The sequence below is a fragment of the Mycobacterium shinjukuense genome, from assembly GCF_010730055.1.
In the GTDB taxonomy this organism is placed as follows: Bacteria; Actinomycetota; Actinomycetes; order Mycobacteriales; family Mycobacteriaceae; genus Mycobacterium; species Mycobacterium shinjukuense.
In genome coordinates this window covers 3,727,748-3,742,047 of the sequence record NZ_AP022575.1, presented here as the reverse complement: position 1 = coordinate 3,742,047, position 14,300 = coordinate 3,727,748, and the positions used below count along the sequence as shown (strand labels likewise).

The 14,300-nt window shown below is 68.6% G+C and carries 7 protein-coding genes; 5 read left to right on the top strand and 2 right to left on the bottom strand.

What is annotated here, in order from left to right; all coding sequences use genetic code 11:
• Positions 1–148 precede the first annotated feature (148 nt).
• From culp6 to G6N20_RS16870, 4 genes are all read left to right on the top strand, one after another.
• On the top strand, positions 149–1,159 hold the full coding sequence (culp6, locus tag G6N20_RS16885; protein WP_083046700.1) for a carboxylesterase Culp6: 1,011 nt from the start codon (positions 149–151) through the stop codon (positions 1,157–1,159).
• 327 nt (positions 1,160–1,486) lie between these two features.
• Complete coding sequence (gene fadD32, locus G6N20_RS16880) at positions 1,487–3,379, top strand: long-chain-fatty-acid--AMP ligase FadD32 (protein WP_083046701.1); 1,893 nt, start codon at positions 1,487–1,489, stop codon at positions 3,377–3,379.
• A 74-nt stretch (positions 3,380–3,453) separates the two neighbouring features.
• Positions 3,454–8,655 (top strand): polyketide synthase Pks13, encoded by a 5,202-nt coding sequence (gene pks13, locus G6N20_RS16875; protein WP_372516384.1) that lies wholly within the window; start codon positions 3,454–3,456, stop codon positions 8,653–8,655.
• Entirely contained in the window at positions 8,652–10,238 is a 1,587-nt protein-coding gene (locus G6N20_RS16870) for an acyl-CoA carboxylase subunit beta (RefSeq protein ID WP_083046703.1), read from the top strand. The genes pks13 and G6N20_RS16870 overlap by 4 nt, the downstream gene beginning before the upstream one ends.
• A 48-nt stretch (positions 10,239–10,286) precedes the next feature.
• Here G6N20_RS16870 and G6N20_RS16865 read toward each other — a convergent pair whose 3' ends face one another.
• Positions 10,287–12,080 (bottom strand): acyl-CoA dehydrogenase family protein, encoded by a 1,794-nt coding sequence (locus G6N20_RS16865; RefSeq protein WP_163663105.1) that lies wholly within the window; start codon positions 12,078–12,080, stop codon positions 10,287–10,289.
• 37 nt (positions 12,081–12,117) lie between these two features.
• On the bottom strand, positions 12,118–12,636 hold the full coding sequence (locus G6N20_RS16860; RefSeq protein ID WP_083046773.1) for a hypothetical protein: 519 nt from the start codon (positions 12,634–12,636) through the stop codon (positions 12,118–12,120).
• Positions 12,637–12,844: 208 nt separating this feature from the next.
• Between G6N20_RS16860 and G6N20_RS16855 the strand changes: the two genes are divergently transcribed.
• Positions 12,845–14,299, top strand: coding sequence for an arylsulfotransferase family protein (locus G6N20_RS16855; protein WP_083046774.1), 1,455 nt, complete (start codon positions 12,845–12,847; stop codon positions 14,297–14,299).
• Position 14,300: the final 1 nt, after the last annotated feature.

The following is a 14,300-nucleotide window of genomic DNA, read 5'->3' as shown; positions in this document are numbered from 1 at the left end:
CCGGGAGCCGGTACCGTGTAAGGAGTGCGGCGCACGGCCGAATGGTCGCGTCGCGGCGGCGTGGATGACCCGGTCGGTATGCCAGCGGAGGCCACCGGGTCTGCCCGTCGATCGACCGGACACCCACCCAAGCCGCTGGCAGGAGAACATGGCCAAGAACGCCCGGCGTAGACGCCACCGTATCCTCGCCTGGACGGCGGCCTGTGCGATGGCGGTCGTCGTGGCGCTGGTCATCGTGGCCGGGGTGATGCTGCTGCGCCGCCCCGAGTCCCCGCCCAGCGCGGTGCCGCCCGGTGTATTGACGCCGGGTGCCACCCCGTCGCACCCGCGAAAACCCCGTCCCGCCTTCCAGGACGCGTCCTGCCCCGACGTGCAGCTGGTCTCGGTTCCCGGCACCTGGGAGTCGTCACCGCAGGACGACCCGTACAAGCCGGTCCAATTCCCGAAAGCGTTGCTGCTCACCGTGACCGGGCCGATCTCTGGGCAGTTCCCGGCGTCCAGGGTGCAGACCTATACGGTTCCGTATACGGCGCAGTTTCACAATCCGTTGAGCGCCGACAACCAGATGTCCTACAACGACAGCCGCGCCGAGGGCACCCGCGCGATGGTGCAGGCGATCACCGACATGGCCAACAACTGCCCGCTGACCAGCTACCTGCTGATCGGCTTCTCACAGGGTGCGGTGATCGCGGGCGATGTGGCCAGCGACATCGGCAACGGGCGTGGGCCGGTCGATGAGGACTTGGTCCTGGGAGTGACGTTGATCGCAGACGGCCGTCGTGAGCCCGGGGTGGGTAACCAGGTCCCGCCCAGCCCGCCGGGAGAGGGCGCCGAGGTCACCCTGCACGAGGTGCCGGTGCTGTCCGGGCTGGGCCTGACGATGACGGGCGCGCGGCCGGGCGGCTTCGGCGCCCTCGACGGTCGCACCAACGAGATCTGCGCCGCGGGCGACCTGATCTGCGCCGCCCCGCGGGAGGCGTTCAGTCCCGCTAACCTGCCGACCACGCTGAACACGCTGGCCGGCGGCGCCGGCCAGCCCGTGCACGCGATGTATGCCACCCCCGAGTTCTGGAACTCCGATGGGCAGCCCGCCACCGAATGGACGTTGAACTGGGCGCGGGGGCTTATCGAGAAGGCGCCCCATCCCAAGCATGGATGAACGGCCGGGCCGGGTAGGTGCGCCTTGCCGCGGCCGGACACAGCGTTGACACAGCGTTGAGTGCGGAGATAGCGGGGCCGATCGGCGGTACCTTGTGATTTGGTCTGCCGCGCACCGGCCCTTAACATTAAGAGAAACTTAAGAGCATGTGGTTGACCCGATCGGGTCGAAGGCAACGACAGGCGCGCCCACGCCAAGCGTGCGCCGGCCGAGGTCGGTGCGTGCGCAGGGGTAACCGTCGCGTGGTCGGCATCGGACCGTCGGCGCAGGCCGAGCCCACCGGCGCAAGCCGACGTTGAAGACAGTGTTGTGACAGGAGAGGGCGGCATGACGTACCACAACCCGTTCATCGTGCATGGCAAGATCAGGTTCCCGAAAGGGACCAACCTGGTTCGTCACGTTGAGCGGTGGGCGAAGGTGCGCGGCGACAAGCTGGCGTATCGGTTCTTGGACTACTCCACCGAACGTGACGGTGTTGCGCGCGACATCTTGTGGTCCGACTTCAGCGCGCGCAACCGCGCGGTCGGGGCCCGCCTGCAACAGGTCACCCAGCCGGGTGACCGGATCGCCATCCTGTGCCCGCAGAACCTGGACTACCTCATCTCCTTCTTCGGCGCGCTGTATTCCGGCCGGATCGCGGTGCCGCTGTTCGACCCCGCCGAGCCCGGTCACGTGGGGCGGTTGCACGCGGTGCTCGATGACTGCACCCCGTCGACGATCCTGACCACCAGCGATTCGGCCGAGGGTGTCCGCAAGTTCATCCGCAGCAGGTCGGCCAGGGAACGGCCGCGCGTCATCGCCGTCGACGCGGTGCCCAACGAGGTCTCGGCCACCTGGCAGGAGCCGGTGGCCGACGAGACCACCATCGCCTACCTGCAATACACCTCCGGCTCCACCCGCATTCCATCCGGTGTGCAGATCACCCATCTGAACTTGCCCACCAACGTGCTGCAGGTGCTCAATGCCCTGGAGGGATCGGAAGGCGACCGCGGGGTCAGCTGGCTGCCGTTCTTCCACGACATGGGCCTGATCACCGCCTTGGTGGCCCCGGTGCTGGGCCAGAGCTTCACGTTCATGACGCCCGCCGCGTTCGTGCGCCGGCCCGGCCGGTGGCTTCGCGAGCTGGCCCGCAAACCCGGGGAGACCGGCGGCACCTTCTCGGCCGCGCCCAACTTCGCGTTCGAGCACGCCGCGGTGCGCGGTGTGCCCCGCGACGACGAGCCGCCCCTGGACCTGAGCAACGTCAAGGGGATCCTCAACGGCAGCGAGCCGGTTTCGCCGGCGTCGATGCGCAAGTTCTTCAAGGCCTTCGAGCCCTATGGCCTGCGCCCGACCGCGGTCAAGCCGTCCTACGGCCTGGCCGAGGCGACGCTGTTCGTCTCGACCACCCCGATGAACGAGAAACCGACCGTCATCCACGTCGACCGTGAGGAGCTGAACAACCAGCGCTTCGTCGAGGTGTCCGCCGACGCGCCCAACGCCGTCGCGCAGGTCTCCGCAGGCAAGGTCGGGGTTGACGAATGGGCCGCCATCGTCGACCCCGAGACAGCCAGCGAGCTGCCGGACGGGCAGATCGGCGAGATCTGGTTGCACGGCAACAACCTGGGCATCGGCTACTGGGGCAAGGACGAAGAAACCGTCAAGACGTTCCGGAACATCCTCAAGTCCCGGATCAGCGAGTCACACGCCGAGGGCGCGCCCGACGACGGGCTGTGGGTGCGCACCGGCGACTACGGCGCCTACTACCGGGGCCACCTGTTTATCGCCGGCCGGATCAAGGACCTGGTCATCATCGACGGCCGCAACCACTACCCGCAGGACCTGGAGTACACCGCGCAGGAGGCCACCAAGGCCTTGCGGGTCGGCTACGTGGCCGCCTTCTCGGTGCCCGCCAACCAGCTGCCGCAGAAGGTGTTCGACGACCCGCACGCCGGCCTGAAATTCGACCCGGAAGACACCTCCGAGCAGTTGGTGATCGTCGGGGAGCGCGCCGCCGGCGCCCACAAGCTGGACTACCAGCCGATCGCCGACGACATCCGCGCGGCGATCGCCGTCGGGCACGGGGTCACCGTGCGCGACGTGCTGCTGGTCCAGGCCGGCACCATTCCGCGAACCTCCAGCGGCAAGATCGGCCGCCGTGCATGCCGCGCCGCCTACCTCGACGGCAGCCTGCGCAGTGGTGTGGGTTCCCCGACGATCTTTGCCACCGAGTCGGATTGAGCTAGGTACCCATGGCTGAGCTGGACGAACTCCACGCGAACGACGCACCCGTGCGGCACCCCGCAAAGACCGATATGACCGTTCCCGAGATGCGGGAGTGGCTGCGCACCTGGGTGGGCAAGGCCGTCGGGAAATCACCGGACTCGATCGACGAGTCGGTGCCCATGGTCGAGCTGGGGTTGTCGTCGCGGGATGCGGTGGCGATGGCCGCCGACATCGAAGACTTGACCGGGGTGACGCTGTCGGTCGCGGTGGCGTTCCAGCATCCGACCATCGAATCGCTGGCGACGCGGATCATCGAGGGCGAGCCGGAGACAAGCACATCTGCCGACGACGATGTGGATTGGTCGCGCACCGGGCCGGCCGAGCGGGTCGACATCGCGGTGGTGGGTTTGTCCACCCGTTTCCCCGGCGACATGAACAGCCCGAAGGAGACCTGGCAGGCGCTGCTGGACGGCCGTGACGGTATCACCGACCTGCCCGCGGGCCGCTGGTCAGAGTTCCTGGAAGAGCCGCGGCTGGCCGAGCGGGTGCGCAACGCCCGCACCCGGGGCGGCTACCTGAAGGACATCAAGGGCTTCGACTCCGAGTTCTTCGCGGTGGCCAAGACCGAGGCCGACAACATCGACCCGCAGCAGCGGATGGCGCTGGAGCTGACCTGGGAGGCGCTCGAGCACGCCCGCATCCCGGCGTCGAGCCTGCGCGGCCAGGCCGTCGGCGTGTTCGTCGGCAGCTCCACCAACGACTACAGCTTCCTGGCGGTCTCCGACCCGACGGTCGCGCACCCCTACGCCATCACCGGCACCGCCAGCTCGATCATCGCCAACCGGGTGTCGTACTTCTACGACTTCCGCGGCCCGTCGGTCACCGTCGACACGGCGTGCTCGAGTTCGCTGGTGGCGATCCACCAGGGCGTGCAGGCACTGCGCAACGGCGAGGCCGACGTGGTGGTCGCCGGCGGGGTGAACGCGCTGATCACGCCGATGGTGACGCTGGGTTTCGACGAGATCGGCGCGGTGTTGGCGCCCGATGGGCGGATCAAGTCGTTCTCCTCGGACGCCGACGGCTACACCCGCTCCGAGGGCGGCGGCATGGTGGTGCTCAAGCGGGTGGACGACGCCCGCCGCGACGGCGACCAGATCCTGGCCGTGATCGCCGGCAGCGCGGTCAACCACGACGGCCGGTCCAACGGCCTGATCGCCCCCAACCAGGACGCGCAGGCCGAGGTGCTGCGGCGGGCCTACAAGGACGCCGGCATCGATCCGCGCACCGTCGACTACATCGAGGCGCACGGCACCGGCACCATCCTGGGTGACCCGATCGAGGCCGAGGCGCTGGGCCGGGTGGTCGGCCGGGGGCGTCCGGCCGATCGGCCGGCCCTTTTGGGGGCGGTCAAGACCAACGTCGGTCACCTGGAGTCGGCGGCCGGGGTGGCCAGCATGGCCAAGGTGGTGCTGGCCTTGCAGCACGACAAGTTGCCGCCGTCGATCAACTTCGCCGGCCCCAGCCCCTACATCGACTTCGACGCGATGCGCCTGAAGATGATCACCGAACCCACCGACTGGCCGCGCTACGGCGGTTACGCGCTGGCCGGGGTGTCCAGCTTCGGCTTCGGCGGTGCCAACGCGCACGTGGTGGTGCGTGAGGTGCTGCCGCGCGACGTGATCGAACGGGAACCCGAACCCGTGCCCGAGCCGGCCGCCCACACCCCGGCGGCGCCGGCCGAGGCGCCCACGTTCGAAGGCCACGCGCTGCGGTTCGACGAGTACGGCCAGATCATCACCGACGCCCGGGTGGCCGAGGACGCCGAGCCCGAGCTGCCCGGCCTCACCGAAGAGGCGCTGCGGCTCAAGGACATCGCGCTGGAAGAGCTTGCGGCGCAGGAAGTGACACCGCCGCTGATTCCGCTGGCGGTGTCGGCGTTTTTAACGTCGCGCAAGAAGGCCGCGGCCGCCGAGCTGGCGGACTGGATGGAAAGCCCGGAAGGCCGGGCGTCGTCGCTGGAGTCGATCGGCCGGTCGCTGTCGCGGCGCAACCACGGCCGCTCCCGCGCGGTGGTGCTGGCCCGCGACCACGAGGAGGCCATCACGGGCCTGCGGGCGATCGCCGAGGGCAAGCAGCGGCCGAACGTGTTCAGCGTCGACGGGCCGGTGACCAACGGCCCGGTCTGGGTGCTCGCCGGGTTCGGCGCGCAGCACCGCAAGATGGGCAAGGGCCTGTATCTGCGCAACGAGGTGTTCGCGCAGTGGATCGACAAGGTCGACGCGCTGGTCCAGGACGAGCTGGGCTACTCGGTGCTGGAGCTGATCCTGGACGACTCCCGGGACTACGGCATCGAGACCACCCAGGTCACCATTTTTGCGATCCAGATCGCTTTGGGTGAGCTGCTCAAACATCACGGCGCCAAGCCGGCCGCGGTGGTCGGCCAGTCGCTGGGGGAAGCCGCGTCGGCCTACTTCGCCGGCGGCCTGTCGCTGCGCGACGCCACCCGCGCGATCTGCTCCCGCTCGCACCTGATGGGTGAGGGCGAGGCGATGCTGTTCGGCGAGTACATCCGGCTGATGGCGCTGGTGGAGTACTCCGCCGACGAGATTAAGACGGTGTTCTCCGACTTTCCCGATCTGGAGGTGTGCGTCTACGCCGCGCCCACCCAGACCGTCATCGGCGGCCCGCCCGAACAGGTGGACGCGATCATCGCCCGAGCGGAGTCGGAGGGCAAGTTCGCCCGCAAGTTCCAAACCAAGGGCGCCAGCCACACCTCGCAGATGGACCCGCTGCTGGGCGAGCTCACCGCGGAGCTGCAGGGCATCACGCCGATGAGCCTGACGTGCGGGATCTTTTCGACGGTGCATGAGGGCCGCTACATCAAGCCGGGCAGCGAGCCCATCCACGACGTCGAGTACTGGAAGAAGGGGCTGCGGCATTCCGTCTACTTCACCCACGGCATCCGCAACGCCGTCGACAGCGGGCACACCACCTTCCTGGAGCTGGCACCCAACCCGGTGGCGCTGATGCAGGTGGGTCTGACCACGGCCGCCGCCGGTCTGCATGACGCCCAGCTGATCCCCACGCTGGCCCGTAAGCAGGACGAGGTCGAGTCGATGGTCTCGGCGATGGCGCAGCTGTACGTCTACGGCCACGACCTGGACATCTGGACGCTGTTCCCCCGCGCCACCGGACCGCTTGACTACGCCGACATCCCGCCGACCAGGTTCAAGCGCAAGGAACACTGGCTGCCCGCGCACTTCTCCGGCGACGCCTCGGTGGTCATGCCGGGCAACCATGTCGCACTGCCGGACGGCCGACATGTCTGGGAATACGCGCCCCGGGACGGCGCGACGGATCTGGCCGCGTTGGTCACCGCGGCCGCGACGCAGGTGCTGCCGGACGCGGAGCTGACGGCCGCCGAGCAACGGGCGGTGCCCGGCGAGGGCGCCCGGCTGGTTACCACCATGACCCGGCACCCGGGCGGCGCGTCGGTTCAGGTGCACGCCCGCATCGACGAATCCTTCACGCTGGTGTACGACGCGCTGGTGGCCCGGGCGGGTCAAGAGTCGGTGTTGCCGACGGCGCTCGGTGCCGGCATGACGATCGCTGCCACGGCCACGCCCGCCGCGGCCGAACCGGCCGCCGAGGAGCCGGAAGCCGAGACCCTGACCGACAGCCTGACCAACCGGTACATGCCCAGTGACATGACCCGATGGTCCCCGGACTCCGGTGAGACCATCGCCGAGCGGCTGGGCCTGATCGTCGGGTCGGCCATGGGTTATGAGCCCGAGGACCTGCCGTGGGAGGTGCCGCTGATCGAGCTCGGCCTGGACTCGCTGATGGCGGTGCGGATCAAAAACCGCGTCGAATACGACTTCGACCTGCCGCCGATCCAGCTGACCGCGGTGCGTGACGCCAACCTCTACAACGTCGAGAAGTTGATCGAGTACGCGGTCGAGCATCGCGACGAGGTTCAGCAGCTGCACGAGTATCAGAAGACCCAGACCGCCGAGGAGATCGCCCGGGCGCAGGCCGAATTACTAAGCGGGGCAGCGCCTTCCATGCCCCCGGCGTCGGACGTTTCGATTCCACCGCCGCCGACTGATCCTGCTGGCCCGTCGGGTAGCGGACATCCCAACCTGGCTGCCGCCGCGGATGCGCTCAACCAGCAGGCCGTCGCCGAGGCGCTGAACTCCGACGTGCCGCCGCGTGATGCCGCCGAGCGGGTCACCTTCGCGACGTGGGCGATCGTCACCGGCAAGTCGGCGGGTGGCATCTTCAACCCGCTGCCCAAGCTGGACGAGGCGACCGCGGCCAAGATGGCGCAACGGCTCGCCGAACGCGCCGAAGGCCCGATCACCGCCGAGGATGTGCTGTCGTCGGAGACCATCGAGGCGCTGGCCGACAAGGTGCGCGGCTACCTCGAGGCGGGTGTGGTGGACGGGTTCGTCCGCACCCTGCGGGCCCGGCCAGAGGGCGACTCGAGGGTTCCCGTGTTCGTGTTCCATCCGGCCGGCGGGTCCACGGTGGTCTATGAGCCGCTGCTGAAGCGGTTGCCGGCGGACACCCCGATGTACGGCTTCGAGCGGGTCGAGGGGTCGATCGAAGAACGCGCCCAGCAGTACGTCCCCAAGTTGATCGAGATGCAGGGCGACGGGCCCTACATCCTGGTCGGCTGGTCGCTGGGTGGCGTGCTGGCCTACGCGTGCGCGATCGGGCTCAAACGGCTGGGCAAGGACGTCGCGTTCGTCGGGCTGATCGACGCGGTGCGCGCCGGCGAGGAGATCCCGCAGACCAAGGAGGAGATCCGCCGGCGCTGGGACCGCTACGCCCGGTTCGCCGAGAAGACGTTCAACGTGACCATCCCCGCGATCCCCTACGAGCAGCTGGAGGAGCTCGACGACGAGGGCCAGGTCCGGTTCGTGCTCGACGCCGTGCGCCAGAGCGGCGTGCAGATCCCGGCCGGGATCATCGAACACCAGCGCACGTCGTATCTGGACAACCGGGCGATCGACACCGCCCAGATCCAGCCGTACGACGGCCGCGTCACCCTCTACATGGCCGATCGCTACCATGACGACGCGATCATGTTCGAGCCGCGGTACGCCGTCCGCCAGCCGGACGGCGGCTGGGGCGAGTACGTCTCCGACCTCGAGGTGGTGCCGATCGGTGGCGAGCACATCCAGGCCATCGACGAGCCGATCATCGCCAAGGTGGGCGAACACATGAGCCGCGCGCTGGATGACATCGAGGCCGTGCGCGGCCGGAGTGAGGTAAGCAAGCAGTGACAGTCACCGAGCCAACCACGGGGCCGGCCACCACCGTCCACACCACCGCCGAGAAGCTGGCCGAGCTGCGTGAGCGGCTGGAGTTGGCCCAGGAGCCCGGCGGCGAGAAGGCCGCCGCCAAACGTGACAAGAAGGGCATCCCCAGCGCCCGCGCCCGCATCCACGAGCTGGTCGATCCGGGCACCTTCCTGGAGATCGGGGCGCTGTGCCGCACCCCCGGCGATCCGGGCGCGCTCTACGGCGACGGGGTGGTCACCGGTCACGGCCTGATCAACGGCCGGCCGGTCGGGGTGTTCTCGCACGACCAAACGGTGTTCGGCGGCACGGTCGGGGAGATGTTTGGCCGCAAGGTGGCCCGGCTGATGGAGTGGTGTGCGATGGTCGGCTGCCCGATCGTCGGGATCAACGACTCGGGCGGCGCCCGCATCCAGGACGCGGTGACGTCGCTGGCGTGGTACGCCGAGCTGGGGCGCCGCCACGAGCTGCTGAGCGGGCTGGTGCCGCAGATCTCCATCATTTTGGGCAAATGCGCTGGAGGAGCGGTGTATTCGCCAATCCAGACGGACCTGGTGGTCGCGGTGCGCGACCAGGGCTACATGTTCGTCACCGGTCCCGACGTCATCAAGGACGTCACCGGCGAGGAGGTCAGCCTGGACGAGCTGGGCGGGGCCGACCACCAGGCGAGCTACGGCAACATCCATCAGGTGGTGGAGTCCGAGGCCGCCGCGTTCGCCTACGTGCGCGACTTCCTGTCGTTTCTGCCGTCCAACTGCTTCGACGATCCGCCGATCGTCAACCCCGGGCTGGAGCCCGAGATTACCCCGCACGACCTGGAACTCGACTCGATCGTGCCGGACTCCGACAACATGGCCTACGACATGCACGAGATCCTGCTGCGGATCTTCGACGACGGCGACTTCCTCGACGTCGCCGCGCAGGCCGGGCAGGCCATCATCACCGGCTACGCCCGGGTCGACGGCCGCACCGTCGGCGTGGTGGCCAACCAGCCCATGCACATGTCCGGGGCGATCGACAACGAAGCGTCCGACAAGGCGGCGCGGTTCATCCGGTTCAACGACGCGTTCGACATCCCGCTGGTGTTCGTGGTGGACACGCCCGGTTTCCTGCCCGGTGTGGCCCAGGAGAAGAACGGGATCATCAAGCGCGGCGGGCGGTTCCTGTACGCGGTGGTGGAAGCCGACGTGCCGAAGGTGACGATCACGATCCGCAAGTCCTACGGCGGCGCCTACGCGGTGATGGGGTCCAAGCAGTTGACCGCCGACCTGAACTTCGCCTGGCCGACCGCGCGGATCGCGGTGATCGGCGCCGACGGCGCCGCGCAGCTGCTGATGAAGCGGTTCCCCGACCCGAGCGCGCCGGAGGCGCAGGCGATCCGCAAGAGCTTCGTGGAGAACTACAACCTCAACATGGCGATCCCGTGGATCGCCGCCGAGCGCGGGTTCATCGACGCGGTCATCGACCCGCATGAGACCCGGCTGCTGCTGCGCAAGTCCATGCATCTGCTGCGGGACAAGCAGCTGTGGTGGCGGGTCGGACGCAAGCACGGCCTGATCCCGGTTTAGCGGCGAGCAGACGTAAAAGCCCCCAATTCGTGCCGAATTTGGGGGCTTTTACGTCTGCTCGGCGGTGAACGCGCCCGCCACGAGTTCGTCGAAACGTTCGAGGGCCTCCTCGGACTCGTCGTCGATGCCGCGCAGCGGCCCGCGATCGGCCAGGTACCGCCGTGCGTATAGTCGGGCGACCAGCGCCTTGCGGTCGGCGCCCCGGGTTTCCCGCTCCCAGGCGGCCTGCTCGATGAGCAACGCGCCGGCGTAGACGTCGCCCATGAACCGGGCCAGCGGGAACAGCCGCGCCTCGGCCACCTCGGGGTCGAGTTTGGCCCACGCGGTGATCGCCGCGTCGAGGTCCTCGACGCGGCGGGCCACCAGCCGGGTGGTCGCCCCGCCATCCCCGGTGTCGTCGGACACCGACACCGCGTCGCGCAGCCGCGCCAACAGCGTCTCGTGGGCGTGTGCCTGCTCGATCCCGCGCCGCACGTCCAGGCACAGGATGTTGTCGGGGCCCTCCCAGATGGTGTTCACCTGCGCGTCGCGCAGCAGCCGGGCCACCGGCCAGGTCTCGATGTAGCCATTGCCGCCGTGGATCTCGATGGCGTCCGAGGCCGCGGTGATCCCGAGCCGGCAGACCTTGAGCTTGGTCACCGGCACCGCGATGCGCTGTCGCAGGCCGCGGGGCTGGCGGTGGTTGGTGGCGCCGGTACCGTCGAACACCAGCGCCTGGGCGGCTTCGACGTCGACGATCAGCTCGGCCAGCTTGCGGCGCATGAGCGGCTTGTCGATCAGCGCGCCACCGAAGGCGTGGCGCTGTCGGGCGTAGCAGAGCGACTCGACCAGGGCCCGGCGTGCGTTGCCGAGGGCGAACAAGGCGATGCCCAGCCGCGCGGCGTTGGTCAGCTCCATCATCCGGCCCAGCCCCTTGCCGTCGGCGGGGCCGGCGTCTGCGGAAGGTTCCCCTGACAGCAGGAAGGCCTCGGCGTCGACGAACTCGACCTCGCCGGAGGCGACCGAGCGGGTGCCCAGCTTGTCCTTCAGGCGGCGGATCCGCACCCCGTTGCGGGAGCCGTCACGACGGGTGCGCAGCACCAGGAAGGTCGCCACGCCGCGGGTCGTGTCGGGAGCGCCCTCGGGTTTGGCCAGGACGACGAACGCCTCCCCGGCGCAGTTGGACACAAACCACTTCAAGCCGTTCAGCAGCCAGGCATCACCGCGGCGGGTTGCCGTCGTTTCCAGCGCTCCCAGGTCGGAGCCGCCGGTACGTTCGGTCAGCAGCTGCGCCGTTTCACCGTCCCACTCGCCGGATTCGAACTTGGCCAGCACGTGGTCACGGACGTCGGCCGGCGCGTAGCGGGCCACCAGCGATTCGACCATGTCGCCACCGGTGCCCAGCGCGCAGCCCATCCCGATATCGGCCTGGTTGAGCAGGTAGTTGGCCGCGAATAGCGGCAGCGACGAACGCACTCCGGCGGCGCGCGCGTGCTGCCGCAACTCCCGTTGGGCGTGCAGCGCCGCGCGCTTGGATCGGGTGAACGATGCCGGCATCACCACCTGGCTGATGTCGTGTCCCCAGCGGTCGTAGCGTTCCAGCCGCGGCGGGTTGCGGTCGGTTTCGTCGGCCCACCGTGCAACCGGGCCGCCCATCAGCTCACCGATGCGCGCCAGGTGGGGCTCGACGACGGCCAGCTCGTCGGGCCGCAGGTAGTAGGCCATGATGAACCGCACGGTGGGATCGGTGATGTACCAATTGAGTCCCACGGCGCCGCGGAAGTTGTCCGTGTGGTAGCGCTGCGCCTTTTCCGGAGTGCAGAACGGCAGCCGGTCCACGGCCTCCGAGCCGTAGTCGCTCATGCCCGGACTCTATATGGGACCGCGTCACCGACGCGGGCTATACCGGCGCCACTATCTCAGAGCTGTAGTACTCGGCGGGAGATTGGGAGTGCGGGTTGGGGCGCTGGACAGCGACCCACACGCCGGTGGTGCCCGGCCGGATGCTGTCGTGAATGGTCACCGTTCCGCCGCCGGCCGCGTCGGTGTCAAGGCCGGCAAAGGCGGTGCCCGGGTCGCCGGGGCCGCAGGGAGCGGACGACGGCCGGGGCGCCTGGATCAGCCCGACGTCGTAGTGGGTGTCCGGCCGGTTGTAGATCACCACGCGTACCTCGGCGGTCACGCTCGAGCCGGCGGTGGTCATGACGACCGATCCGGTGCCTTGAAAGGGCAGCGGCACCTGGGGGGCGGTGGCGACGAAGCCGAAATCACAATATCGGAGAACGGGAAGGAGAGCCACGGTTTGGGTTTTGGTCGAGTTGGGCGACGCGGCGGCCGTGCCAATCGCAAGCGTCCCGGCTAACGAAGTCACCAGGCCGATGGTCGCCGTGGATAGACCCAAGCGTGTCAGCGTGCGCATCTGCCCCACCATCCCTGCTGCTGAGCGATCCGATCTCACGCTAGATATTGACGGAATTGGCTCAGCGAATCCAGACTAGCTCAGCTTTTCGGGTGGCCAGAGGCCGTCGCCGTGTAAGGGTGGAACCGCGTCGACCGGCCGGCCGCAGCAAGTGAAGCCGGCGAAGGAGTTTGATGACCGGGACGCATTGCACATCGAAAATGCCGCAATGACAACAGAATTCCGGATATCCCGGCGTCAGCTCGGGATGCTGGCGGGCACCGTGTTGACGGCCACCGCGTGCGGTTGGCGCGACAGCAAGTCGGCAACCCCGCAAGCATCCGCGGTCTCGGCGCGGTCATTGGGCTACACCGTCAACGTCAACCGGCCCGGGGGCGCGCCCGGCTACGTGTTCTTCGTCTCCGGGACCACGGCGGCCAATCCGGGCGTCGGCTCGCGGCCCGCGGTGCTCGTCGTCGCCGACAAGGCCGGAAACGTGGTGTGGCAACGCGAACTGCCCGCCGGCCAGACCGCCGGTAACCTCCGCGTCCAAAGCTACCAAGGCAAACCGGTGCTCACCTGGTGGCAGGGCCTCAAGCGAGGCAGTCACGGGCTGGGCGCCAGCTACATCGCCGACGCGCACTACAACGTGATCGCCACGCTGACACCCGGGTCAGCTCTGTCGTCGGACATTCATGAATTCCGGCTCACCTCCGACGGGCGCGCCCTGATCACCTGCTATCAGGAGGTCAGCGCCGACCTGACGGCCCTCGGCGGGCCCAACGACGGCAGGATTTACAACTGCATCGCCGCCGTGGTCGACGTGGCAACGAAAAAGACGCTGTTTCTGTGGGATGCGCGCAGTCACGTTCCAGTGAGCGACTCGCCGGCGAAATACAGCGCCGGACAGGTGCTCGACCCGTACCACATGAACTCGATCGCGCTGGACCCCGCGGGCAATCTGGTGATCAGCATGCGCGCGATGTCCACGGTCTTCAACGTCGACCCCCGCACCGGCGCGATCAACTGGCAACTCGGCGGGAAACACTCCACGTTCGAGCTGGGCGACGGCGTCGAATTCGGCTACCAGCATGACGCCGAGATGCCCGACGCCGACACGCTGACGTTGTTCGACAACCACTTCGAAGGCAACGCGGGGCAAACGGGCGGTGGACCGGTTCCCAGCAGTCTGAAATGGATCCGCCTGGACCGGACCGCCCGCCGGGCCACCCTGCTGCGGGCACAAACGCATCCCGACAAGCTCAGCGCCGGCGCCATGGGCAACCTGCAGCGGCGGCCGGGGGGCAACACCTTCTCCGGGTGGGGCACCGCCGAACACATCGCCGAGTTCGCGCCCGACGGCGACCTGGTCTATGACGCCACCCTGGCCGGGGGCACCTATCGCGCGTTTCTCGATGAGTGGACCGGCGATCCCGTCGAACCACCGCAACTGACCTTCACCGACCACACCGCCCACGCCGCCTGGAACGGCGCCACCGCGGTGCGCAGGTGGCGGCTGCTGCACGGCCCGGAAAGCACCGCCATGACAACGCTTTCCACCGTCGACTGGGCGGGATATGACACCGCGATCCCGCTTTCCGGAAGCATGGACGGCTACTACCAACTGCAGGCGCTCGACGAGGGCGGCGCCGTCATCAACCAGACACCGCCGATCACCCGTTAGG

Coding starts and splice junctions, on each gene's coding strand:
- G6N20_RS16855 (WP_083046774.1), top strand. CDS start 12,845: ATGACAACAGAATTCCGGATATCCCGGCGTCAGCTCGGGATGCTGGCG.
- culp6 (WP_083046700.1), top strand. CDS start 149: ATGGCCAAGAACGCCCGGCGTAGACGCCACCGTATCCTCGCCTGGACG.
- G6N20_RS16865 (WP_163663105.1), bottom strand. CDS start 12,080: ATGAGCGACTACGGCTCGGAGGCCGTGGACCGGCTGCCGTTCTGCACT.
- pks13 (WP_372516384.1), top strand. CDS start 3,454: ATGACCGTTCCCGAGATGCGGGAGTGGCTGCGCACCTGGGTGGGCAAG.
- fadD32 (WP_083046701.1), top strand. CDS start 1,487: ATGACGTACCACAACCCGTTCATCGTGCATGGCAAGATCAGGTTCCCG.
- G6N20_RS16860 (WP_083046773.1), bottom strand. CDS start 12,636: ATGCGCACGCTGACACGCTTGGGTCTATCCACGGCGACCATCGGCCTG.